18 protein-coding genes and 1 riboswitch are annotated in these 25,796 nt (G+C 50.8%); of the genes, 12 read left to right on the top strand and 6 right to left on the bottom strand.

The window, feature by feature from the left end; genetic code table 11:
• The first annotated feature begins 329 nt into the window (after nt 1-329).
• The 4 genes from metA to aceK all read left to right on the top strand — a co-directional run bounded on the left by metA (nt 330) and on the right by aceK (nt 6,277).
• Nucleotides 330-1,259, top strand: a complete 930-nt coding sequence (gene metA / locus DDT52_RS19730; protein WP_136157863.1) for a homoserine O-acetyltransferase MetA — start codon at nt 330-332, stop codon at nt 1,257-1,259.
• A gap of 276 nt (nt 1,260-1,535) precedes the next feature.
• On the top strand, nt 1,536-3,134 hold the full coding sequence (gene aceB, locus DDT52_RS19735; RefSeq protein ID WP_136157864.1) for a malate synthase A: 1,599 nt from the start codon (nt 1,536-1,538) through the stop codon (nt 3,132-3,134).
• Nucleotides 3,135-3,165: 31 nt separating this feature from the next.
• Nucleotides 3,166-4,473 (top strand): isocitrate lyase, encoded by a 1,308-nt coding sequence (aceA, locus tag DDT52_RS19740; RefSeq protein ID WP_136157865.1) that lies wholly within the window; start codon nt 3,166-3,168, stop codon nt 4,471-4,473.
• A 52-nt stretch (nt 4,474-4,525) separates the two neighbouring features.
• Nucleotides 4,526-6,277, top strand: coding sequence for a bifunctional isocitrate dehydrogenase kinase/phosphatase (gene aceK / locus DDT52_RS19745; protein ID WP_136157887.1), 1,752 nt, complete (start codon nt 4,526-4,528; stop codon nt 6,275-6,277).
• A gap of 56 nt (nt 6,278-6,333) precedes the next feature.
• On the opposite strand, the gene iclR is transcribed toward aceK, so the two are convergent.
• Nucleotides 6,334-7,167 carry a glyoxylate bypass operon transcriptional repressor IclR gene (gene iclR, locus DDT52_RS19750; protein WP_136157866.1) on the bottom strand — a complete coding sequence of 278 codons (834 nt, stop codon included), beginning with the start codon at nt 7,165-7,167 and terminating at the stop codon, nt 6,334-6,336.
• A gap of 192 nt (nt 7,168-7,359) precedes the next feature.
• Here iclR and metH point away from each other — a divergent pair, with 192 nt between their 5' ends.
• The 4 genes from metH (at nt 7,360) to DDT52_RS19770 (ending at nt 16,595) form a co-directional block, all read left to right on the top strand.
• Nucleotides 7,360-11,043 carry a methionine synthase gene (metH, locus tag DDT52_RS19755; protein WP_136157867.1) on the top strand — a complete coding sequence of 1,228 codons (3,684 nt, stop codon included), beginning with the start codon at nt 7,360-7,362 and terminating at the stop codon, nt 11,041-11,043.
• Between the two features lie 296 nt (nt 11,044-11,339).
• Nucleotides 11,340-12,296, top strand: coding sequence for a helix-turn-helix transcriptional regulator (locus DDT52_RS19760; RefSeq protein ID WP_136157888.1), 957 nt, complete (start codon nt 11,340-11,342; stop codon nt 12,294-12,296).
• A gap of 213 nt (nt 12,297-12,509) precedes the next feature.
• Nucleotides 12,510-14,618 carry a ferrioxamine B receptor FoxA gene (gene foxA / locus DDT52_RS19765; RefSeq protein WP_136157868.1) on the top strand — a complete coding sequence of 703 codons (2,109 nt, stop codon included), beginning with the start codon at nt 12,510-12,512 and terminating at the stop codon, nt 14,616-14,618.
• 330 nt (nt 14,619-14,948) lie between these two features.
• Nucleotides 14,949-16,595, top strand: coding sequence for a Na/Pi cotransporter family protein (locus DDT52_RS19770; RefSeq protein WP_136157869.1), 1,647 nt, complete (start codon nt 14,949-14,951; stop codon nt 16,593-16,595).
• Between the two features lie 61 nt (nt 16,596-16,656).
• On the opposite strand, the gene lysC is transcribed toward DDT52_RS19770, so the two are convergent.
• Complete coding sequence (gene lysC / locus DDT52_RS19775; protein WP_136157870.1) at nt 16,657-18,033, bottom strand: lysine-sensitive aspartokinase 3; 1,377 nt, start codon at nt 18,031-18,033, stop codon at nt 16,657-16,659.
• Nucleotides 18,034-18,154: 121 nt separating this feature from the next.
• Nucleotides 18,155-18,350: riboswitch (Lysine riboswitch) on the bottom strand.
• A 169-nt stretch (nt 18,351-18,519) separates the two neighbouring features.
• Between lysC and pgi the strand changes: the two genes are divergently transcribed.
• A complete protein-coding gene (gene pgi, locus DDT52_RS19780) occupies nt 18,520-20,169 on the top strand; it encodes a glucose-6-phosphate isomerase (protein WP_136157871.1) in 1,650 nt (549 codons plus the stop codon).
• A 58-nt stretch (nt 20,170-20,227) separates the two neighbouring features.
• Here the strand turns inward: pgi and DDT52_RS19785 are convergent, their stop codons facing one another.
• Nucleotides 20,228-21,661 carry a capsule assembly Wzi family protein gene (locus DDT52_RS19785; protein WP_136157872.1) on the bottom strand — a complete coding sequence of 478 codons (1,434 nt, stop codon included), beginning with the start codon at nt 21,659-21,661 and terminating at the stop codon, nt 20,228-20,230.
• Nucleotides 21,662-22,041: 380 nt separating this feature from the next.
• On the opposite strand from DDT52_RS19785, the gene DDT52_RS19790 reads away from it, so the two are divergent.
• Nucleotides 22,042-22,386 (top strand): DUF4156 domain-containing protein, encoded by a 345-nt coding sequence (locus DDT52_RS19790; RefSeq protein WP_136157873.1) that lies wholly within the window; start codon nt 22,042-22,044, stop codon nt 22,384-22,386.
• Nucleotides 22,387-22,529: 143 nt separating this feature from the next.
• On the opposite strand, the gene epmB is transcribed toward DDT52_RS19790, so the two are convergent.
• Complete coding sequence (gene epmB, locus DDT52_RS19795) at nt 22,530-23,582, bottom strand: EF-P beta-lysylation protein EpmB (RefSeq protein ID WP_136157874.1); 1,053 nt, start codon at nt 23,580-23,582, stop codon at nt 22,530-22,532.
• Between the two features lie 39 nt (nt 23,583-23,621).
• Between epmB and efp the strand changes: the two genes are divergently transcribed.
• Together efp and DDT52_RS19805 are read left to right on the top strand one after the other, a co-directional pair.
• The gene (efp, locus tag DDT52_RS19800; protein WP_136157875.1) at nt 23,622-24,188 is read left to right on the top strand and encodes an elongation factor P; all 567 of its coding nucleotides are present in this window, start codon (nt 23,622-23,624) and stop codon (nt 24,186-24,188) included.
• A gap of 185 nt (nt 24,189-24,373) precedes the next feature.
• The gene (locus DDT52_RS19805; RefSeq protein ID WP_109052659.1) at nt 24,374-24,505 is read left to right on the top strand and encodes an entericidin A/B family lipoprotein; all 132 of its coding nucleotides are present in this window, start codon (nt 24,374-24,376) and stop codon (nt 24,503-24,505) included.
• A 516-nt stretch (nt 24,506-25,021) separates the two neighbouring features.
• Here the strand turns inward: DDT52_RS19805 and frdD are convergent.
• Together frdD and frdC are read right to left on the bottom strand one after the other, a co-directional pair.
• Nucleotides 25,022-25,378 (bottom strand): fumarate reductase subunit FrdD, encoded by a 357-nt coding sequence (frdD, locus tag DDT52_RS19810; protein ID WP_109052324.1) that lies wholly within the window; start codon nt 25,376-25,378, stop codon nt 25,022-25,024.
• A gap of 14 nt (nt 25,379-25,392) precedes the next feature.
• Nucleotides 25,393-25,788, bottom strand: coding sequence for a fumarate reductase subunit FrdC (gene frdC, locus DDT52_RS19815; protein WP_109052325.1), 396 nt, complete (start codon nt 25,786-25,788; stop codon nt 25,393-25,395).
• Nucleotides 25,789-25,796: the final 8 nt, after the last annotated feature.

Consider the following 25,796-nt stretch of genomic DNA (forward strand, 5'->3'; position numbering starts at 1 on the left):
AGAAGCCCTCGTCGAAAGACGGGGGCTTTTTGCGTTGTAGCCCCATTCATTTTTTATCACATGCTTTCTGTAAGGCAATGAGATTGGTTTTATCTCGAATCTTATATAACCGACTGATTAAACTTACCTTTACCGTCTTTCTGTTTTCTTTCGGCAATAGCTCATCTCTGCATATACTAAAAGTGCATAAACTTATTTTGAATAGTGATGAAACATTTTCACCTTAGTCAGTGATCGCTCGACATTCGTATAAAAACTCGCTATCTTTTCGGGCATCTAGAAGTCTAAACGTATAAACATATAAACGTATACTGTGAGGATGTAAGGTCATGCCAATCCGGGTTCCTGATGAGTTACCAGCCGTCAATTTTCTGCGCAACGAGAACGTCTTTGTGATGACTTCCTCGCGTGCTAAAACGCAGGAAATTCGTCCTCTGAAAGTGCTGGTGCTGAACCTGATGCCTAAAAAGATCGAAACGGAAAATCAGTTTCTACGTCTGCTATCGAATTCTCCATTACAGATCGACATTCAACTGTTGCGCATAGATAGCCGTGAGTCAAAGAATACGCCAGCTGAACATCTGAATACTTTCTACTGTAACTTCGACGATATTCAGGATGAAAATTTTGACGGCTTGATTGTTACCGGGGCGCCATTAGGGTTGGTCGATTTCTGTGATGTGGTTTATTGGCCACAAATAGAGCGTGTCATCGCATGGGCAAAAGAGCATGTCACCTCAACGCTGTTTGTATGCTGGGCCGTGCAGGCAGCATTGAATATTCTGTATGACATTCCTAAGATGACTCGTCAGGAAAAGCTGTCGGGTGTTTATTCACATCAAACCTTGCAGCCGCATGCATTGCTGACTCGCGGTTTTGATGAAACCTTTTTAGCGCCACACTCCCGCTATGCGGATTTTCCAACAGAGGTCATTCGCCAGTATACCGATTTGGATATTCTGGTTGAGTCCGAACAGGCTGGAGCCTACCTGTTTGCCAGTAAGGATAAACGTCTGGCTTTTGTCACCGGCCATCCTGAGTACGATGCGCATACTTTGGCGGATGAATTTTTCCGTGACTACGACGCAGGCCTGGAGCCGATTGTTCCAGTGAACTATTTTCCTGACAACAATCCGCAGATTGCACCAAAAGCAACCTGGCGCAGTCATGGCCACTTGTTGTTTGTGAACTGGCTGAACTACTACGTTTATCAGATCACACCATACGACTTGCGTCGTATGAATCCGACATTGGAATAATCGCTCTCCATTGCTCTTCAAGGCGCCTTTTCAGGCGCCTTTTTTGTTTTCATCTTTCTCATCATTCCAATTTATGAAAGTGCTTTCTTTTATTTTTATAAATTAATGTATTTATATATCAATTAATTAAATCAATTTATTTTTTAAAATGGAAATAGTTTTTGATTTTTTATTTAATTGGATTACGCTTAAAACTGTCGGTTAAGAAATGTTCATATCGCATCTGCCGACCAGATAGGTCGATTAGCTACGAGGATTCTGAAAAGGAATAGTGAAATGACGCAACAGACAATAAGCAGAGAATTGGCGTTCAGTCAGCGTGTTGGGGATGTTGAAAGACAAATTCTCACGAATGAAGCCGTTGATTTCTTGACTGAATTAGTCGGGCGTTTTACATCTGCACGGAATCAGCTATTGGCTGAACGGCAGGTGCAGCAGCGCAAGATTGATCATGGTCAACTGCCGGATTTTATTTCGGAAACCGCTTCCATTCGTGATGATGACTGGAAAATCCGCGGCATTCCTGATGACCTGAAAGACCGGCGTGTTGAAATTACCGGCCCTGTTGAACGCAAGATGGTTATCAATGCATTGAATGCCAACGTAAAGGTTTTTATGGCTGATTTTGAAGATTCTCTTTCTCCTGGCTGGGACAAGGTGATAGAGGGGCAGCTTAATCTGCGTGATGCCATACGAGGAACGATTTCTTATATCAATGAGACGGGAAAGATTTATCAGTTAAAGCCAAATCCTGCCGTTCTGATCTGTCGTGTACGCGGCTTGCATCTGCCTGAAAAACATGTGACGGCTCAAGGCGAAGCGATTTCCGGAAGTCTGTTTGATTTTGCTCTCTACTTCTTTCACAACTATCGAGAACTACTGGCGAAAGGCAGCGGCCCCTACTTTTACTTGCCAAAAATGCAGTCGTGGCAAGAGGCGGCATGGTGGAACGAGGTCTTTTGCTATGCTGAAGATCGTTTTGTGCTTCCGAGAGGAACGATTAAAGCCACCGTATTGATTGAAACGCTGCCAGCCGTCTTCCAGATGGACGAGATCCTTTACCATTTGCGCGATCATATTGTTGGATTGAACTGTGGCCGTTGGGATTACATTTTCAGCTATATCAAAACGCTGAAAAATCATCCCGACCGTGTCCTGCCCGATCGTCAGTCAGTGACGATGGAGAAACCTTTCCTGAATGCCTACTCGAGATTATTGATCAAAACCTGTCACCGCCGCGGAGCATTTGCAATGGGGGGAATGGCGGCTTTTATCCCCAGTAAGGATCCCGATCGGAATGCCTGGGTGCTGGACAAAGTGCGTAAAGATAAGGAACTCGAAGCCAGAAACGGTCACGACGGCACTTGGATTGCCCACCCCGGCTTGGCGGATACGGTAATGGACGTTTTCGATCGGGTGCTTGAGACGCGTCAAAACCAGCTCGACATTCGGCGTGAGAACGATGAGCCGATCGGTGCCAGGGAATTGCTGGAGCCGTGTCCCGGTGAACGAACCGAAGCCGGTATGCGCGCCAATATTCGCGTCGCGGTGCAGTACATCGAAGCCTGGATCTCGGGTAATGGCTGCGTGCCAATTTACGGGCTGATGGAGGATGCGGCGACCGCTGAGATTTCGCGTACTTCAATTTGGCAATGGATTCATCACGGAAAAACCTTGAGTGACGGACGAACGATTACCAAAGCGCTGTTTCAGCAGATGTTGGCTGAAGAGATGCTGGTGATCCAGGAGGAATTGGGAGACGCACGGTTCAGCGGTGGTCGGTTTGATGACGCTGCCCGACTGATGGAACAAATCACGACGCAGGATGAATTGATCGATTTCCTGACGTTACCTGGTTATGCATTGCTTGACTAATTCTGACTGATAATAAAAAGGAATCGCAGCTATGACGACTTCTCGTACCCAACAGATTCAACAGATTGAGCAGGAATGGAAAAGTACTCGCTGGGAAGGCATTACCCGTCCTTACCGGGCTGAAGACGTGATTAATTTACGTGGCTCGGTAAACCCTGAATGTACGCTGGCGCAGTTGGGGGCCGCCAAATTATGGAAACTGCTACATGGCGAGTCCCGTAAAGACTATATCAATTGTCTGGGCGCATTGACTGGTGGACAGGCTTTGCAACAGGCAAAAGCGGGAATTGAGGCTATTTATCTTTCTGGCTGGCAGGTTGCTGCCGATGCGAATCTGGCATCCAGTATGTACCCCGATCAGTCATTGTATCCGGCTAACTCGGTGCCGGCGGTGGTTGAACGAATTAATAACACGTTCCGGCGAGCCGATCAGATTCAATGGGCCAATCAAATCGAGCCGGGTGATAAAGGCTATACCGATTATTTTCTGCCGATTGTCGCCGATGCGGAAGCGGGGTTCGGCGGCGTGCTGAATGCCTTTGAACTAATGAAGTCGATGATTGAAGCGGGGGCGGCGGCGGTTCATTTTGAAGATCAGCTCGCCTCCGTCAAAAAGTGTGGGCACATGGGCGGTAAGGTCCTGGTGCCCACCCAGGAAGCTATTCAGAAACTGGTCGCCGCCCGTTTAGCTGCGGATGTGCTGGGGGTGCCGACGTTACTGGTAGCGCGAACCGATGCTGATGCTGCGGACCTGTTGACTTCTGATTGTGATGAATATGACAAAGCGTTTATTACCGGTGAGCGAACAATGGAGGGCTTTTACCGCACCCGTGCCGGCGTAGAACAGGCTATCAGTCGTGGTCTGGCTTATGCGCCTTATGCCGATCTGGTGTGGTGCGAAACTTCCACGCCTGATCTGGAACTGGCGCGTCGTTTTGCACAGGCGATTCACGCTAAATATCCCGGTAAGCTGCTGGCTTATAACTGTTCTCCCTCCTTTAACTGGAAGAAGAATCTGGATGATCGCACGATTGCACGCTTTCAGGATGAGCTGTCGGCAATGGGTTACAAGTATCAATTCATTACGTTGGCTGGGATCCACAGTATGTGGTTCAACATGTTCGATCTGGCCCATGCTTATGCTCGCGGGGAAGGCATGAGGCATTATGTCGAGAAAGTACAGCAGCCGGAATTTGACGCGATAAAGGATGGTTATACTTTCTCATCGCATCAGCAGGAAGTCGGTACGGGCTATTTTGATAAGGTGACGAACATTATTCAGGGCGGAGCGTCTTCCGTCACTGCCTTGACGGGATCGACGGAAGAGCAGCAATTCTGAGACCAAACGGCCAGACTGGTGCTGGCCGAGCCGCATGTGGAGAGCATGAATGATGGTTCGTGACCTTGAACAACTGGTGGCACAGACGATTTTGCAGGGGTTTGATGCGCAATACGGTCGTTTTCTGGAGGTCACTTCAGGGGCGCAGCAGCGATTCGAGCAAGCGGACTGGCCAGCGGTACAACAGGCCATGAAGCAACGTATCCATCTTTACGATCATCATGTTGGGTTGGTGGTTGAACAGTTGCGCTGCATTTCCGGCCAGCGATGTTATGACGCGGATTTCCTCGGCCGGGTAAAGCAGATCTACACGCAGCTGTTGCCTGATTATCCGCGCTTTGAAATTGCAGAAAGCTTTTTCAATTCAGTTTATTGTCGACTGTTTAACCATCGGGAACTCACTCCCGATAAATTATTTGTTTTCAGCTCCCAGCCAGAAAGACGTTTCCGGGAGATCCCTCGTCCTATTGCGCGTACGTTTCTCCCCTCCGATGGTTGGCGGGCAATGCTGGCAAGATTATTAGGGGATTTACCTCTGCGTTTACCGTGGGAAAATCTGCCCAGGGATATTTCATACATTATGAATTATCTTCAGCGCACCTTCTCGACAGAACAGCTCTCTCAGGCAACGCTACAGGTTGCCAATGAGTTGTTCTATCGTAATAAAGCGGCCTGGCTAGTGGGGAAATTGTCATTGCCCGAGGGGGTATCCCCTTTTCTGTTGCCGATTCACCATAACGAACAAGGCGCGGTATTCATTGATACCTGCCTGACCAGCCAGTCTGAAGCCAGCATCGTATTCGGTTTCGCCCGTTCCTATTTTATGGTCTATGCCCCTTTGCCATCGGCGCTGGTGACCTGGTTACGCGATATTCTTCCAGGTAAAACAACCGCTGAGCTGTATTTGTCTATTGGCTGCCAGAAGCACAGTAAGACGGAGTATTACCGCGAATATCTCCATTACATTACCGGATCGCAGGAGCGATTTATTATTGCGCCCGGTGTAAAAGGTATGGTGATGCTGGTGTTTACGCTGCCATCGTTCGATCGGGTATTTAAGGTGATAAAGGATCGTTTCGCGCCGCAAAAAGACGTTAACGCTGCGCGGGTTATGGCCTGTTATCGCCTGGTAAAAGAGCACGATCGCGTGGGGCGAATGGCTGATACGCAAGAGTATGAAAATTTTGTCATTGAGAAACACCGTATCAGCCCTGAGTTAATGGAGGAACTACAGCACGAAGTAGCAGAAAAACTGGAGGACCTGGGCGATCGGATCGTGATTCGTCATCTGTACATGGAACGACGAATGACACCGCTGAATCTTTATCTTGAACAAGTGACAGAACAGCAACTACACGATGTCATTGAAGAGTATGGCAATGCGATCAAACAGTTAGCCGCCGCCAATATTTTCCCGGGCGATATGCTATTTAAAAACTTCGGTGTAACCCGACATGGGCGGGTGGTGTTCTACGACTACGATGAAATCTGCTATATGACCGAAGTGAATTTCCGTGATATTCCGCCGCCGCGTTATCCCGAAGATGAGATGGCCGCAGAGCCCTGGTATAGCGTCGCGCCCAACGATGTATTTCCTGAAGAGTTTCGCCATTTTTTGTGTAGCGACCGCCAGTTGCACTCGCTATTTGAGGAAATGCACGGTGATCTGTTTCGTGCCGATTACTGGCGGGCGTTGCAGCAGCGTATCCGTGACGGCCATATTGAAGATGTCTACGCTTATCGGCGCAGGCAGCGCTTTAGTCAGCGAACATCGGAAGGCAATGCCGTGCAGGCTATCGCCTGAAACCGCGAGCGGATGGGGCGCGTTAACGTCGCGTTCTCTGTTCCCCATCTCAGCTCTCAGCGTGTGCCGCTGTATTCGTTGGTAATCTGTTTCGCGGCTTTAATCACCAACGCACCCAGCTCGGTCACTCGGTCATCGGTAATTCGTGAAACCGGGCCGGAAATCGAGATGGCGGCAAAGGCCTCATGGTGCTCATCCAGAATGCAGGCCGCGATGCAACGTAATCCCAGCGCATGTTCTTCATCATCGAAGGAATAGCCTTGTTTGCGGATCAGCGACAGGTTGTCTTTCAGGTTTTGCGGCGAGTTCAGCGTATGCGGGGTATAACCATGCAGCCCTTTTTTGTGCAGCAGCTGGGTTACCTGACTTTCTGGTAAATTCGCCAGAAAGGCTTTGCCGGCCCCGGAAGCATGCATCGGTAATTTGCCGCCAATCGGCGCGGACATTCTCATCAGCGCGGTACATTGAACCTGATCGATGATGATAGCCTGACAATCGGCCCGATCGAGCACGGCCAGATTGACCGTTTCACCGGATACTTCCATCAGTTTTCTCAGGATAGGATGCACAATTGCCAGTAAATTACGGCTTTGCAGAAAACTGCTGCCGACAATAAAAGCGTGAGAGGCGATGGTCCATAGCCCCAGATCCCCCACCTGCCGGACAAATCCCTGTTGCTGCATGGTGGTAAGCAAACGGTGGGTGGTGGAGTTGGGTAATCCGGCCTGCTGGGCCAGATCGGTCAGCGCGACGCTGCCGTTTGCTTTGGCGATATATTCCAATAGCGTCAAACCGCGCGTCAGAGACTGTACCTGTCCAGTGGCATGGGCTGGCGTTGCGGCACTGGCTCTGGGCTTTTTGCCTCTTTTGACTGGCTCTGGTGGCGTCATAGCGTTGATTCCCTATTGTGATAATGGAATTGATTTTCGTTTTTTTATCAAATAATGCAACACTTCTTTCTCTGATGCGTAAATAACCATTCTGCCTGAAAAAGTCTCATGTGGCGCGACGTTAGCGGATTCTCAACTTATGTTAGGATATGGCGGGTTATCTATCGGCCGGGAATTGGGAATGAGGTTATTGTGATTAATCGGGTAGACGAATTGCGCCGTCAGTTGGCGCAACGCATTATGGTGTTGGATGGTGGTATGGGAACCATGATCCAAAGCTATCGCTTGCAGGAAGAAGATTATCGTGGCGAGCGTTTTGCCGACTGGCCAAGTGACGTTAAGGGCAATAACGATCTTCTGGTATTAACCAGGCCGCAGGTAATTACGGAAATCCATGATGCTTACCTGAAATCAGGCGCTGATATTCTCGAAACCAATACCTTCAACGCCACGACGATCGCGATGGCGGATTATTCGATGGAGTCTCTGTCAGCGGAGATCAATACGGCGGCGGCAAAGCTGGCCCGTGCCTGTGCCGATAAATGGACCGCGTTGACGCCGGATAAGCCCCGCTATGTCGCCGGCGTGTTGGGGCCGACCAACCGAACCGCGTCAATCTCCCCGGACGTGAACGATCCTGCCTTTCGTAACGTCAGCTTCGATCAACTGGTCGATGCCTACCGTGAATCAACCCGTGCGTTGATCGAAGGCGGTGTTGATTTGATCATGATCGAAACCATCTTCGATACCCTGAATGCCAAAGCGGCGATATTTGCAGTTGAAAGCGAATTTGAAGCATTGGGGATCGAACTGCCGGTGATGATTTCCGGCACGATCACCGATGCGTCCGGACGCACTTTGTCCGGCCAGACGACGGAAGCCTTTTACAACTCGCTGCGTCATTCCCGCCCGCTTTCTTTTGGCCTGAATTGCGCGCTGGGGCCGGATGAGCTGCGCCAGTACGTTGCGGAACTGTCGCGTATCGCTGAATGCTACGTATCGGCGCACCCGAACGCCGGATTGCCTAACGCCTTCGGCGAGTACGATCTGGATGCGGCAGAGATGGCGAAACATATCGGGGAATGGGCCCGGTCCGGTTTTCTGAATATTGTGGGGGGATGCTGCGGCTCCACGCCGGCGCATATTGCCGCTATCGCCAGGGTTGTCGAAGGCGTTGCACCTAGAAAATTACCCGAGATACCGGTTGCCTGCCGCCTTGCGGGTCTTGAACCGTTGAACATTGATGCCAATACGTTGTTTGTTAACGTGGGTGAACGCACCAACGTGACGGGATCTGCGCGATTCAAGCGGCTGATTAAAGAAGAAAAATATAATGAAGCGCTGGATGTCGCCCGTCAGCAGGTAGAAAGCGGCGCGCAGATCATCGATATCAACATGGATGAAGGCATGCTGGATGCCGAAGCCGCGATGATCCGTTTTCTGAGTCTGATTGCTGGCGAGCCTGATATTGCCCGTGTGCCGATCATGATTGACTCTTCAAAATGGGCCGTCGTCGAGCAGGGACTGAAATGTATTCAGGGCAAAGGCATCGTTAACTCGATTTCCATGAAGGAAGGGGTTGAAGCCTTTATTCACCACGCCAAACTGGTCCGGCGTTATGGCGCGGCCGTGGTGGTGATGGCATTTGATGAAGTGGGGCAGGCGGATACCCGAACCCGGAAAATTGAAATTTGCCGCCGGGCTTATCAGATTCTGACTGAAGAAGTGGGTTTCCCGCCGGAAGACATTATTTTCGACCCGAATATTTTCGCTGTGGCGACGGGGATTGAAGAGCACAACAACTATGCGGTGGATTTCATTGAGGCCTGCGCGGACATCAAAGCCCAGTTGCCTCATGCGATGATTTCTGGCGGTGTTTCCAACGTATCGTTCTCTTTCCGGGGCAACGATATGGTGCGTGAAGCCATCCACGCCGTTTTCCTTTATCACGCGATCCGTAACGGCATGGATATGGGGATCGTGAACGCAGGACAGTTGGCGATCTATGACGATCTTCCGGCTGAGCTGCGCGATGCCGTTGAAGACGTGATCCTTAACCGCCGCGATGATGCGACGGAACGTATGCTCGATCTGGCCGAAAAATACCGTGGTAGCAAGTCAGAAGACGAAAGTAACAAGCCGCAGGCTGAATGGAGAAGCTGGGCGGTTAACAAACGTCTGGAATACTCGCTGGTCAAAGGCATTACCGAATTTATCGAATCGGACACCGAAGAAGCCCGTCAGCAGGCGACACGTCCCATTGAGGTCATCGAAGGGCCGTTGATGGATGGCATGAATGTGGTTGGCGATTTATTTGGCGCCGGGAAAATGTTTTTGCCGCAGGTGGTGAAATCCGCCCGCGTCATGAAGCAGGCGGTGGCCTATCTCGAACCTTATATCGAAGCCAGTAAAGCCAAAGGCACCACGGCCGGAAAGATTTTGCTGGCGACGGTGAAGGGGGATGTACACGATATCGGCAAGAACATTGTCGGCGTGGTATTACAGTGTAATAACTACGACATCATCGACCTTGGCGTGATGGTGCCAACGGATAAAATCCTGAAGACCGCGCGGGAAGAAAAAGTGGATATCATAGGGTTATCCGGCTTGATTACGCCTTCGCTGGATGAAATGGTGAACGTGGCGAAGGAAATGCAGCGTCAGGGGTTTACGATGCCGTTGTTAATCGGCGGGGCGACCACCTCTAAAGCCCATACGGCGGTGAAAATCGAACAAAACTATAGCGGCCCGACGGTCTATGTGCAGAATGCGTCCCGCTCGGTAGGGGTGGTTTCGGCGCTGTTATCCGACACTCAGTACGATGATTTTGTTGCTCGCACCCGCAAGGAATACGACACGGTACGTATTCAGCACGCCCGTAAAAAACCCAGAACGCCGCCGGTTACGCTGGACGCCGCCCGTGATAACGCTTCCGCGCTGGATTGGGAAAACTACACGCCGCCGGTTGTTCATCGTTTGGGCGTACAAGCCGTCACGGCCAGCATCGAAACGCTACGTAATTATATCGATTGGACGCCCTTCTTCATGACCTGGTCGTTGGCGGGGAAATACCCGCGTATTCTGGAAGATGAGGTGGTGGGTGAAGAGGCCAGGCGTTTGTTTACGGACGCCAATGCCATGCTGGACGCGCTCTCTGAAAACGGTTCGCTCAATCCTCGCGGGGTGGTCGGGCTGTTTCCGGCCAACCGGGTCGGGGATGATGTGGAGATCTATACGGACGAACGACGTGATGAGGTGCTGGTAGTCAGTCATCATTTGCGTCAGCAAACAGAAAAAACGGATTTCCCGAATTATTGCCTGTCCGACTTTGTGGCGCCGAAGTCCAGCGGTAAACCGGACTACCTTGGCGCATTCGCTGTGACGGGCGGTCTGGAAGAAGATACGCTGGCCGATCAATGGGATGCTTTGCATGACGATTACAATAAGATCATGGTGAAAGCGTTGTCGGACCGACTGGCGGAAGCCTTTGCCGAGTATCTGCATGAGCGGGTGCGCAAAGTTTATTGGGGTTATGCCGCGCATGAGAATCTCAGTAACGGCGAATTGATCCGTGAAAACTATCAGGGGATCCGACCTGCCCCCGGCTATCCGGCGTGTCCCGACCATACCGAAAAAGCGCAGATCTGGCAGTTGCTGGATGTCGAAAAACATACCGGTATGAAACTCACGGAGTCGTATGCCATGTGGCCGGGAGCATCGGTATCCGGCTGGTATTTCAGCCATCCTGACAGTAAGTATTTTGCCGTGGCGCAGATTCAACGCGATCAGGTAGAAGATTACGCCCGGCGTAAAGGGATGGATATAAACGAGGTGGAGCGCTGGCTGGCGCCCAATCTGGGATATGATGCGGATTAAGTCTGCGCCTGACAGCGAAAATCTGCGATTTATCCTGTACGAAAAATAAGCTTGTTTTGCATAGTGCAGGGGGTATTCTGCACTATGCACCACCGTTGCCGCCAAACTTTCCCAGTGTGACCTGATGGTTTTTCATATGATAAAAACACCATAATGAGAATGCTTATCAATATTATTGATGCCTGGAAGGGCTGATGATATGGTGAGCACCGTAATCATGACTCTGGTACTGTTTTCGCCAGATTGGTCTGGCCTGATGTTTGATGCTAAATATGATGAACGCACACTCTCCCGCGATGTTGAAACGCCACTTTTCGATAGAAGATTTTTTTGATTTTGGCGAGCGCTATGGGATTCGTTACCATTTCCCCGTGCTGGCAGGGAGCTGCGATCGTTATAAAGAAAAGCGTACCGTCGTACAGGGAAACGTTGAAGAGATGGTGCTGTCGTCGGGCATCTGTCTGACGAATTCCAATGTGCAGGTTTTACAACCTTATGAATCCACCTCGCTGCATTGCTCTCCGCTGTATACGCTGATCGTGCTGGCAGGCCGGGTGGTCATCCGGCTGAATAATCGCGAGTTTATCGTACAGTCGGGTATGGCGTTCAGTACCCGGTTGGGTGAGCAACTGGTGATGAATGCCAGCCACCAGGCGGATTATCACCTTAAAACCCTGACGCTTGGCATTAATCCTGCAAGTTTCCAGCCCCAACCGCTGATTTCGTCTTTGCTGCATGAATGGGAACGCGGTGAAAGCCCGGCGTTTGTGTGGCAGGTGCCAGACCATCTCCTGTCCGGCCTGCAATATGCGCTCGACGGTAACATATCGGGGATATCGCGCCAGTTTATGCTGGAAGGCGTCATGTTGCAGCTTTTGGGGCAGGGGTTGTCGACGGATCTGATGGGACGGGATCGCCGCGGATTGCTTTCGCCCGGCGAACAAAATCGACTGGAGCATGTCCGTCAGTTATTACGGCAACAGCCTGAAAAATCCTACACGTTGCAGGAATTGGCGCAAACGGCTGCCATGAGTCCCAGCAGCCTGAGAACCAAATTCCGCCAGACTTACGGGCACGCGGTGTTCGATTATCTGCGGGATTGCCGGCTGGAACTGGCCCGCCGCTATCTGGAGCAGGGCTATAGCGTCCAGCAGGCGGCCTGGATGTCTGGTTATCAGCATGCCACCAATTTTGCCACCGCATTTCGGCGACGCTACGGTTTCGCGCCGAGCGTTGTTCGAACCAATACCTGAGACGGTTCTCTTGACCGTTTTCTTTCCTCTGCATTGCTTTTTTCCATGAATGTTCGGGTTTCCTGATGCAGGAAGGTGATGCGTTTCTCTCCGAGTTCCCGGCGCTGAGCACTTTTGTCACCGCGCATACGTAAATTGTCATTGCGCATAGCGGTGGCGTCCGCAAGAACGGTAATAATTCTTATTTACAACAAAGATCTTGCGGAGATTGACATGTTCAGAAAAACGCGGCTGGCGCTGGCGATGGGATGTATCGCGGGCGGCTTCAGCGCATCAGCGATGGCAGAGGAAGCGACGACATCGTCCTCTGCCAAAAACGATACGGTGGTGGTGACTTCTCAGACGCAAAGCGGTGCGACCAAGTTGGTTACGCCAGATATAGAAACGCCACAGGCCGTTTCTATCGTGACGCGCGATCAGATTCAGGAGCAGGGTGCGATCAGCGTACGACAGGCCGTGAGCTATACGCCCGGCGTGTTCAGCAACCAAATAGGCGCCTCTAACCGTTTTGACTATATGGTTCTGCGCGGTTTTTCTGATGGTAGTCTGGATAACGTCTATCTTGACGGTCTGAAAATGATGGGAGATACCAATTCCCACAGTTCTCTGGTTGTCGATCCCTGGTTTCTGGACAGTATCGAAGTCGTAAGGGGGCCTGCATCTGTGTTGTATGGCCGAGCTTCTCCGGGCGGGATTGTGGCGCTGAACTCCCGTTTGCCATCGTTTGAGCGCAGCGGACAGATCAAACTGTTTGCCGGTAATAACGCGCAGCGTGGAGCGGCATTTGATATCACCGGACCGCTGGATGATGATGATCGTCTGGCATTTCGCCTCGGCGGTATGACGCGTTATGCCGATACCCAGTTCGGGCCGCTGAAAGAAGCGCGTTACGCCGTCGCGCCTGGTTTGACGTGGCGTATTTCTGATAAGACCCGGTTGGATCTGATGGCTTACCTGCATCGCGATCCGGAAGGTGGCAGCCACTCGGGTTTACCGTATGAAGGTACGGTGATTGCCCATAATGGTCAGAAAATCTCTAACCATTTCTATGAAGGTGAAGAGAATTACGAGAAATATGACCGTAAGCAAAATATGGTGGGATACAACTTCGAGCACGGTTTTGATAACGGCTGGACCGTGCGCCAGAAGTTGCGCTATCTGCATACTAAAGTCCATCTGGATCAGGTCTACGCATACGGCTGGAGTACGGGCAACACATTAAATCGTTACTACTCCGGATCGCGTGAATCACTTTCCGCGCTTACGCTGGATAACCAGCTTGACGGCAGCTTTGATACGGGTTCTGTCAGCCACCGGCTGTTGGTGGGGGGCGACTATCAGCAGCGCCATAACGATGTGGACTGGCCTTCAGGCGCATTCCCGGGTATTGATGCCTTCGATCCCGTTTATGGTGCATTGCCGACGATCATGTATCCCTCAACGCTTGAGAAGCACAAGCTGCAACAAACGGGCATTTACGTTCAGGATCAGATGACCTGGGAGCGCTGGCGTTTCACGCTGGGCGGTCGCCACGATCAGGTGAAAGTGACCAATATCAGCAAGAACGATGGCGCACGTAGCGAGCTGGACAAGGATAATTTTAGTTCCCGGGCGGCATTACTCTATTTGTTTGATTCTGGCTTTGCTCCTTACGTCAGCTATTCTACCGCGTTCACGCCGACCAGCTTTATCGGAGAGGATGGCAATGTGCTTGAACCGATGAAAGGCAGGCAGTGGGAAGCCGGACTGAAATATCAGCCGGAAGGTTCACAAAGCCAGTACGGCCTGTCGGTATTCCGCATTAATCAGAAGAATGTGGCAACCAAAAATCAGCCGACCGACCCTTATCGTTCCGTGGGTGAAATCGAATCGGAAGGGGTGGAGCTGGAAGCCGTTAGCCATATTACTGACAATCTGCGACTGCAAGCCGCGTATACCTATACGGATATCCGCTATAGGAAAAGCAATGATGTGAGCGAACAGGGAAAACGCGCTGTTTATGCGCCGCGTAATCAGGCTAGCGCCTGGGCCAGTTATGATGTGAAAAATGGCCCGCTGGATGGTCTGACCATCGGCACCGGCGTGCGTTATGTCAACGGCGTCACCTCCGATCGCGCTAATGCGCACACGCTGCCCTCGTATACGCTGGTGGATATGGCGATAGGCTACGATCTGTCGAAAGTCGGTTTAAAAGGGCTTAGCGCCCAGTTGAACGTAAATAACCTGACGGATAAACGTTATGTTGCGGCCTGTAATTCACTGGAGTTCTGCTATTTTGGCGCCGAGCGCAGTATTGTAGGCAGCGTTTCCTATTCTTTCTAACGCCACGTTTTTGCAGTGATAAAACCAGGCAGGGCGGGATTTATCCTGCCCTGCTTTTTACATGCGATAAACATCCGGTGTTTTAATACAATGCATGCCATACGATGTTTGGGTCTGCATCCATTTTTCTTACAGCTAAAGAAGAAATATACGTATTATTGATTTGAATTCTATTTTCTAAATATTGCTATCTAATTAACTAGATATACTGAATCCTGTCAGCTGATTTCCCACGTGCAGGGTTTGTCTCGCAGCCCGGCCAGGGAACATCTGGTAATATGGTGATTGTTGAATGTTCAAATTCACATTTATCTTAGAGGATTTAACTTTGTGTTAACACTATTGCATTTGCTTGCTGCAATTGCGTTGCTGGTCTGGGGGACTCACATTGTCCGTACCGGGATCATGCGGGTCTATGGCGCCAGCTTGCGGCGGATACTGGGCGAAAGTGTTGAGAAGAAACCTTTAGCATTTATGGCGGGAATTGGTGTCACCGCCCTGGTGCAGAGTAGTAATGCCACTGCGTTGCTGACGACTTCCTTTGTTTCTCAGGGGCTGGTGGCATTGGCGCCGGCGCTGGTTATCATCCTCGGTGCGGATGTTGGTACGGCGCTGATGGTGAGGATACTGACATTCGATTTCTCCTGGCTTTCTCCGCTGCTGATTTTTCTGGGGGTTATTTTTTTCCTCAGTCGTAAGCAGACGCGTGTTGGTCAGATTGGCCGGGTCGCGATCGGTCTGGGACTGATTCTGCTGGCGCTGGAAATGATCGTGGCGGCAGCGACGCCCATCACCCAAACCGCCGGCGTTAAAGTGCTTTTCTCGTCCCTGACCGGTGACGTTATGTTGGATGCGTTGGTCGGCGCGTTGTTCGCTGTCGTGAGCTATTCCAGTTTAGCGGCGGTGTTGCTGACGGCAACCCTGACGGCCAGCGGTGTAATTTCTCTGGAAGTGGCGATGTGTCTGGTCATCGGCGCTAACCTGGGCAGCGGGTTGCTGATCATGATCGGCGCCTCTGCGCAGAGTGCGGCGGGTCGCCGGGTGGCGCTGGGCAGCGTACTGTTCAAGCTGATTGGTTGTTTGATCGTGTTGCCCTTTGTCGAGCCATTATCCCGCTGGTTGGCGCGGTTACCGCTCGAGCCGGAAGAGCTGGTTATTTATTTCCACCTTTTCTACAACCTTATTCGCTGTCTGATATTGATTCCGTTTACCGAGATGGTTGCCCGGTTGTCCTGTGTGATGATTGCCGATTCGCCGGAGGTGGATATCCAGATGAAACCCCGGCATCTGGATACCAGTGCGTTGGATACGCCCGCTCTGGCGCTGACGAATGCCGCGCGTGAAACCTTGCGTATCGGCGATCTGCTTGAGCAGATGTTACGGCTTTATCGGGAGGTGATGAAGGGCGATCATATGCAGCGCCGGGAGATTCGGCGGCTTGATGATGATGTCGATGTGCTTTATACCGCGATCAAACTCTATCTGGCGCAGATCCAGAAAGAGGGTCTAGATGAACGGGATTCCCGCCGCTGGGCCGAAGTGATAGAGGTGGCGCTAAACCTCGAGCAGGCGGGCGATATTATTGAGCGAATGGCGGATGACGTCGCTGATAACTCATCGACGAGGCGCCGTGCTTTCTCCGCTCAGGGCCTGGAGGAACTGAATCATTTGCATGAACAGCTACTGGCAAATCTGCGGCTTGGGCTGGCGGTGTTCCTTTCCGAAGATATGACCAGCGCCAAGCGTTTACGCCGCGCCAAACATCGTTTCCGTATTCTGAACCGTCGCTATGCGCATGCCCATGTTGATCGCTTGCATCAGCAGAACGTGCAGAGTCTGGAAACCAGTTCGCTGCACCTGGGGTTGCTGGGGGATATGAATCGGTTGAATTCGCTGTTTTGTTCAGTGGCTTATAACGTGCTGATCGTCTCGCCGGATGGCGATGACGAGCGGGAAGAATCGCCGTTGACGCTGTAACTGTCAATAATGGGGAAATATTTCCCCCATTATTGAGGACGTATAGTGAGCGCGGGGGTCGTTACTCGAACAAACTGTGGTGCAATGTCTGCACGACGCGCTCGGCGTCACTGCCGGGAACGAGGAAACACAGGTTGTTGCTGCTGGCGCCGTAGCAAATCAGGCGGATATTGAACGGTTCCAGTACGCCAAAGACTTCTTTACCCACACCGCAGGCCTGAGACAGCTTGTTGCCGATCAGGGCAACCAGCGACAGATTTTCTTCCACTTCCACCCGGCACAGTGAAGACAGTTCGGTCAGCAGGGCGCTGGACAGCAGACTATTGCCTGTCGACGTTGAGCCCGTGGTATCCAGCGTCAGGGCCACGTTGACTTCTGATGTGGTAATCAAATCCACAGAGATATTATGACGGGCGAGGATGCTGAATACTTCGGCCAGAAAACCGCGGGCGTGCAACATATTCAGGCTGTGCAGCGTGAGCAGCGTTTGTTTGCGACGCAGCGCCAGCGCGCGGAATAACGGTGGATTTTCAGTTTTATTGCAAACCAGCGTACCACCTGCGGCCGGATCTTTACTGGAGCCGACAAATACCGGAATATCACTGCGAACGGCCGGCAAGAGTGTTGCCGGATGCAACACTTTCGCGCCGAACGTTGCCATTTCCGCGGCTTCTTCAAACATAATTTCATCAATACGTTTTGCTGCCGGCGCCACGCGAGGATCGGTGGTATAGATGCCGGGAACATCCGTCCAGATATCAATGCGGCCGGCGTTCAAGGCTTCGCCCAGCAGGGCCGCGGTGTAATCGCTGCCGCCGCGTCCTAACGTCGTGGTTCTGCCTTTGGCTTCGCTGCCGATAAAGCCCTGGGTAATGATTAATCCCTGCTCGAGCCGCGGTTGCAACTGGCTGCGCGTCAGCTCGCCCAGCACCTGACAGTCGGGTTCCGCACGGCCGAAATGATCGTTGGTGCGCATGATTTTACGAACATCGAACCACTCCGCAGTCACATTGCGCTGACGCAGAATTTCAACGAACAGCAGGGTGGACATCAATTCGCCATGGCTTACCAATTCATCCGTCAGGGCGTTGGACGTTGCCAGCGCAGCCGCTTCCGACAGCGTGGTGACGTTTTCCAACATCCGATCGATTTCATCGCGGATGACGTCAGGCTGTTCCAGGCGATCGATAATGGCATATTGGATTTGACGAATCCTGGCCAGATGCTGAGTCCGTTCTTCCTGATTCTGGCCTTCAGCCAGCGCGACCAGCAAATTGGTGATGCCGGCAGACGCGGACAGAACAACAACCCGTACCGCAGGGTTGGAAAGAACAACATCGGCGCTACGATTCATGGCATCAAAATCGGCCACGCTGGTACCGCCGAATTTGGCAATAACGATAGGGGGTGCTGGTGTAGAAACTTCAGTAGCAGACATGTCAAAAAACCTCGTGTCAGGGGCGCGGTTGTTTCAGGGTGAACAACCACAGTCCATTAATCAGCCTTGGCACAAGGGAAGAGCGGTAAGCAGGGAGCAGGCGTAGAAGTAAAACTACGATACACCCAGAAGCGCTCCACCTTGCTGAACGCCCTTAATCAGGACGAACCGGGTGACAACCCAGAGGATTCAGCCTCTGCGGTCGATGATATGAATACCGTATTGCACATCACCTCGGCGTGGCTCCCCCTGGGGTATCATCATCGGATTACGGTTCCTCCGATACCTTACCTGGGCAACGCTCCTCTTCTGGCTTGCACACTGAATGTGCAAGTACACCGTTAGAAATAACGGGTAATCCTGCTGCTGTCAATAAACAAAAGCGGGTGAGGGTTATTTAGCAAGAAAAGGGATCTCAATCGGCGTTTTACGGGATACAATCGATTCAGTAACTTTTGAATTCATACTGAGAGAGAAAGTATCGTTATGAAGAAGATCAATCCAAGCCAGACTGCCGCATGGAAAGCATTGCAACAGCATTTTGAAACGGTTAAAGAACTGAAAATCAGTGAGTTATTCGCACAGGATAGCAACCGTTTCAGCCGTTTTTCCGCAACGTTTGACGATCAGATGCTGGTTGACTACTCCAAAAACCGCATCACAGATGAAACGTTGGAGAAACTACAGGCATTGGCGCGGGAAACGGATTTGGCGGGAGCGATTAACTCCATGTTCTCCGGTGAAAAAATCAATCAGACGGAAGGGCGTGCCGTGCTGCATGTCGCTCTGCGTAACCGCAGTAATACCCCGATTCTGGTCGATGGCAAGGATGTCATGCCGGAAGTGAACGCGGTGCTGGAAAAAATGAAGCTGTTCAGCGAACGCGTTATTGGCGGTGACTGGAAAGGGTATACCGGTAAAGCAATAACTGATGTGGTGAACATTGGTATCGGCGGCTCCGATCTGGGCCCGTACATGGTGACCGAGGCGCTGAAGCCCTATAAAAATCATCTGAATATGCATTTTGTCTCCAACGTGGACGGCACGCATATCGCAGAAACGCTGAAGCCGCTGAATCCTGAAACCACCCTGTTCCTGGTCGCTTCCAAAACCTTTACCACTCAGGAGACCATGACCAATGCACACAGTGCCCGTGACTGGTTCCTGAAAACGGCGCAGGACGACAAGCATGTCGCAAAACACTTCGCGGCCTTGTCTACCAATGCAAAAGCTGTTGGTGAATTCGGCATCGATACCGACAACATGTTCGAATTCTGGGACTGGGTTGGCGGACGTTACTCTCTGTGGTCAGCCATTGGCCTGTCGATTGTTCTTTCGCTGGGATTTGATAACTTTGAGCAACTGCTGAGCGGCGCTCATGCGATGGACAAGCATTTCGCTTCAACGCCAGCGGAACAGAATCTGCCGGTGTTGCTGGCGCTTATCGGGATTTGGTATAACAATTTCTTCGGGGCCGAAACAGAAGCGATTCTGCCCTACGATCAATATATGCACCGTTTTGCCGCCTATTTCCAACAGGGCAATATGGAATCCAACGGAAAATATGTCGATCGCAACGGTAATCCAGTGGATTATCAGACCGGCCCGATTATCTGGGGGGAACCGGGCACCAATGGTCAGCATGCGTTTTACCAGCTGATTCATCAGGGAACCAAACTGGTTCCCTGCGATTTCATCGCGCCGGCATTGAGCCATAACCCACTGAGCGATCACCACAGCAAACTGTTGTCCAACTTCTTCGCGCAAACGGAAGCGTTGGCATTTGGTAAGAGCCGTGAAGTCGTCGAAGCGGAATTTGCCGCGGCAGGTAAAACGGCGAAAGAGGTTGAGCATGTGGCGCCTTTCAAGGTTTTTGAAGGGAACCGCCCAACTAACTCGATTCTGCTACGTGAGATTACGCCTTACAGCCTGGGGGCATTGATTGCACTTTATGAACACAAAATCTTTACTCAGGGCGTAATTCTGAACATCTTCACGTTCGATCAGTGGGGGGTGGAATTGGGTAAACAACTGGCTAATCGTATTTTACCAGAGCTGGAAGATGCAAAAGAAGTGTCCAGCCATGACAGTTCAACCAATGGCCTGATTAACCGCTTCAAAAAATGGCGTGCCTGATTCTGACAGCATGAGAAGAAAAGGTGGGGGAATCCCCACCTTTTTAGTTCTGTAATCCTTAAAGATTAATCGGTATTTCTATGCCAATGCCGGCGCCTACATCGTCGCTGGTATTGTGATCGCTATCGGTATACCACACGCTGGTATCAAACTTCACTTTGGACTGGAAGTCATAGCCCCAGCCTACTTCGATACCTTTCAACGTATCAGAGCGGGGAAAAGCCTTGTTGAAGCTTTGATTGGCGGGGTTCACTTTCGCGTACATGAGACGGGTATTCCAGCGTTGTCCATCGTCAAGCGCCAGTTCTATTTTCCCTGACAGGGATTGCCCGCCGCCGCCCATGGCATGACCCAGAGGATAACCTTGTTGATAGTAACCACCTTTGTAAATAAAGTGGTTATAGATCACATTTTTGTCTTTGAATTCAGAACGGGTGTCGGCAGCTTCGACGTGCCAGTGGATTGTAGAGGTACCCCATTCAGGATGGCCTTCAATACCCGCCAGATAGGCATTTTTCGATGGAAGGAAACCGGCTTCATCTTCTCCCGTCGATTGGGCATAAATGCTGACCGGTAAACCAATAAGCGGCTGTAATTTCAATTTCACGTCAAAACCGCCCAACTGGTTGCCTGGATCACGATTAGGGTCGCCGGTGTTATCACGGCCAGTGGCGGCATCCCAAAAAGAGCCCCAGCTGTTCGGGCGGCCCTTGCCGGCCCACATTATGTAGCGAGATGCGCCTAACTCAATGAAATTAGTCGGCATCATGGTAAAACGCCCCCCAACCAACTTGGTCTCGGGAACCGCGTGATATTGCTCCAACTGTCCTGCCGACAGCTGATATTGCCAGCGGCCAATCCATGAAAGCCAGGGGGTCTCAAACGGTGACTGATCGGCACGCTGTAAAATAAATCCTGTAACCGGACGGGCAGAGTCGGAGCGAATCAGACTGCCGTCATAGCCGGGCCCCCACCATTGCGCTACCTTCCCGAACGATAACCATTGATTAAAAATCTTAACGGCGCCGTAGGAGCCGTCCATATTCCAGCGGGACTGATCTTCAATTCGCTGATTTCCTTCAACCGTCCCTTTAAGATTGACATCCCAGAACTCATCACTGGCCCCCGCGCCAATAGACAAAGCATGATCGCTGGCATGTGTACTGCCAAATCCCTGAGGCAAACCCGGTTTATCGGTGGAGGTATAGCCTGTAATTCGAACGTTGGATTTTAATTGGCCGATTCGTTGCTCAACCCGACCGATAACGCGCCTTTCCGTATCGGTAACGGGGGTGGCCTGCGCCAGCGCGGATTCAATTTCTTCCTGACTTAGCGGCCAGGTAGAGAGGCTAGTCTGGATGACGCCACGATCGACCAGCCAGGCGAGATCGTTGCGAAGAGTGCTATCCGGCGTAATTAAACCAGCGGCCTGACTGGTTGATACACATAAAAACATGCCACTGATGGCCATTAATAGTTTGTTGGTAGACATATTGTCAGGTTCCTTTATGGCGCAACATTATCTTGCTATCTTTCGTTTAGCGATTATCCCTTTAACTAAGGTATCGCTGAGAGATGCATAAATGACAGATGTAGCTAAAATATCCCATGCACAGCATACAGAGCGTTAAATGATTGAAAAAAACATAAATTGCGTTAGAGGTTTTTTTCAGATAATACTGAAAGTCCATTTGATCCCATTTGCTCTCTATTCGTGGTTTTCTATATGAATATCATTGTATTAAATCACGGAACGCTTGTGCAGTTTTTAAAGTATAGAATAGCGGTATGGGTTAACAATAATTTCAGTAGGCGTGAGTTGTGTGATGTTTTCCGCCGATGTCTTTTATTTTCAATATCATGGAGGGAAAAATGCAGATTCGCATGTTACTGGGTATCTCCGCGGTCATCTTGCTTGCCGGCTGTAATACAACCAATCAACTCAGTGCCGCAGGACAGGCTGTTACGTTTACGGACACCAAACCGGGTGATGAGTGCCAGTTACTGGGGCAGGTTAGCGGCAGCCAGTCTAACTGGTTATCTGGTCATGGGAGCGATGGCAGTTCAATGCGCGGTGCGGCGAACGATTTGCGTAATAAAGCTGCGGCGATGGGGGGGAATACCATTTATGGTACGACCAGCCCGAGTGAAACTTTCTGGTCAAGTTTTGCACCATTAGACAGCAAGATGGTTGGCAACGTATACAAGTGTCCTTAAGCGAGAGGCATTTTTCCTGACAGGGTCTTGTATTCAATAAATTGTATTCAATAAACACTCCGGCGAATGCGCAGTGGTGCATTCGCCGGTTTTTTATGGCCGGTCCATCGCCAGCGATGTTGAAAATCGCTCCCGGTGTTTTTTTATCTGAGCGTGACGCCTTCGTCATGACTTTGCCGGAGCCGCAAATCCAGCGGCGTTTTGCTGGCTTCTCCGCCAATTTCTCGTGCCAGGCGGGGAACCAGATAGCCAGACACTTTTTTCATTAGTCCTTTTACCAGCGAGCGGGCCTCATCGTCGCTGACCAGAAAATGCGCGGCGCCCTGCACTTTATCCAGAACATGGAGATAGTAAGGTAGTATGCCTGCGTCAAACAGCGCGTTACTCAAGTTTGCCAATGTGTCCGCGTTATCGTTCACCCCGCGCAGCAGGACGCTCTGATTCAGCAGAGTGACGCCTGCGCGACGCAAACGCGCCATACTTTGTGTTAAATCAGGGTCAATCTCTTGCGGATGGTTAATATGCGTGACCAGCAAAACCTGAAGCGATGTCTGCGATAAGCGCTGGCACAGCGTATCGGTAATCCGTGCCGGGATCACCACGGGCAAGCGTGTATGGATACGCAGTCGCTTCAGATGCGGTATGTTTTCCAGCTCGGTGATCAGCCAATCAAGCTCATGGTCTTTCGCCATCAGCGGATCGCCGCCGGAGAAGATAATTTCATCCAGTTCGGGGTGCGCCTGGATATAATCCAGCGCCTGACGCCAGTTTGTCTTGTTGCCCTGGTTGTCCTGATAGGGGAAATGCCGACGAAAGCAGTAGCGGCAGTTGACGGCACAGCCGCCTTTTACCAGCAGTAGCGCGCGGTTGTGGTATTTATGCAGTAGCCCCGGTACGACGCTATGCTGTTCGTCCAACGGATCATGGCTGAATCCCGGTGTGACGATGAATTCTTCGCGTGAGGTGAGCACCTGTAGTAATAGCGGATCGTTCGCATTGCCTTTTTGCATGCGTGCCGCGAAAGCACGGGGAACACGCAGCGGGAAAAGCTTACGGGCATCATGGCCTTGCCGGAGTTTGGCGTTGTCACTCAGCGCCAAAAGTTGCAGTAATTCTTCCGGATCGGTAATTACGTCTGCAAGTTGCTGCAACCAATCTTCTCTGGAAGGTATATTTAGGGTTACAATGTGTGCCATTTTTTGGCTTAGTACCAGTATCAAATGTAGAGGGCCTTTATGGCGACTTATTTTAGCAACGATTTCCGTTCCGGTCTTAAAATCATGTTCGAAGGCGAGCCTTATGCCGTCGAATCAAGTGAGTTCGTCAAACCGGGTAAAGGCCAGGCTTTCGCACGTGTGAAAATGCGTCGTTTGCTGACTGGCAAGTTGATCGAAAAAACATTCAAATCCACGGATTCTGCCGAAGGTGCGGATGTTATCGATATGAACCTGACTTACCTGTACAACGACGGTGAGTTCTGGCATTTCATGAATAACGAAACGTTCGAGCAATTGGCTGCGGATGAGAAAGCGGTTGGCGACAACGCCAAATGGCTGCTTGATCAGGCCGAATGTATCGTAACGCTGTGGAACGGTCAGCCGATTTCCGTGACGCCGCCGAACTTTGTTGAACTGGAAATTATCGATACTGATCCAGGTCTGAAAGGCGATACTGCCGGTACAGGTGGTAAACCTGCGACGCTGAGCACTGGCGCGGTAGTAAAAGTGCCATTGTTTGTGCAGATTGGCGAAGTGATCAAAGTGGATACCCGTTCTGGCGAGTATGTATCCCGCGTTAAGTAATTAATTCTTTTTTAAAAAAACACCGCCTTTATCGAGCTGTCACCCGCGAGTTGGGCAGTTCGATAGGCGGTTTTTTTGCCTGGATAAGCCTGATTCCTTCATTAAGCATGAAAAGTGCCACGAAATAGTCAATATTGACTATGCTTAACGAGACGCTTTCTCTTACCTTTAAGAAGGAATTACTTATGTTGAAGAAAAGTCTTGCTGCTATTCTCTCTGTGCTAATTCTATCAGCCGTTGTGGGGTGTAATACTACCCGCGGTGTTGGACAGGATGTTGAAGCCGGAGGGGAAGCGATACAGCGTAGTGCGCAGTAAGCGGTAAAAGGTTCTTCATATGAGGGAGGCGTTACCATGGCGTTTTCCTCTGGATGGCGGTGATGTTACTTATTTAAAAGGGTTGTTTCAAACGGGTTATATTTGGGCGATGGGAAGAGTATTCTTTATACCCCGGGATAAAGTCATGAGGTGATACTCATTTCTGAGTCCGGCCTGTTTGAATTCAATCATGATTTGTAATCAACATTAGTTAAAATGGTTATTTGTTAAGTCGCATAGTTTGTCAGGGCCTGCATCATAAACAGGTCATTTATTAAATGATAATTATTCCTCATTGATTAATATTCTGCTTTTCTCCCCACATTTTGATTATTGATTTCTGATATTTTCAGCCGTTCCTTTAATTATGGTTTCCGCCTTTTGCCGATTAACCGGCTTATTGGGATAGATGAATTAATCAATTAGCCGGGGGATCATCGAGCGTTCAGCGGTTTCTGCTAATTTGGAAAAGAAAACGGCCTGCACAGGCAGGCCGTTAATAGCGGACAAGGTCGCTTACAGCGTGACAACACCAATGATAGTCACGACGCTCAGAATCGCTGCCAGACCATAAAACACCCATTTCCCGGCGGGAATATGGATTTTCAGATCGTGCGTGGCGTGATGAAGACGATGCAGACCACACCAGATTGGCAGGATAATCATCAGCAGCAGGAAGACGCGACCGATAAAGCTTTGGCTGAATGCCGCGATACGTTCATAGGTCAGCGCATCCGGAAACAGGCCAAGCGGTAATAGCACACCAACCAGCAGAATAATGACGGGAGCGAAAAATGCGCTCCACATACCACCGGCGCCGAACAAACCCCAGAAAGGGGGTTCATCGGAACGTTTTGGCGTTTGATTAATCACGTTATTCCTCCTGATCAGAATAGTAAGGCGATAGCCAGTACCGCTACCGTTACTACAATGGTGACAACCCAGAGACCTTTAATGATCGGCTCTGGCCCCATTTTCTCGTCTTTTATGATGATGATGGATGCTTTCGGCGCCAGCTCAAACCAGGTTTTGGTATGCAGCACGGCGGCCAGCAAAGCAATGATATTGATCAGCAATACCAGTGGGTTTTGCAGGAATCCAACAAAATGAGCCCAACTTTCCGGGCCATTTTTTAGTGAAAATACGCCACACATCAATATGATGCTGAACCAGACGGCAGGTAAGGCCGTACCTTCACGCAACATGTAAAAGCGATAGAATCCCAGCTTTTTCCACCAGGTTGGCGACATGTCACGGACATACGCTTTACGTTTGGATGTCATTATTGCCC

The organism is Brenneria roseae subsp. roseae, assembly GCF_003115845.1.
In the GTDB taxonomy this organism is placed as follows: Bacteria; Pseudomonadota; Gammaproteobacteria; order Enterobacterales; family Enterobacteriaceae; genus Brenneria; species Brenneria roseae.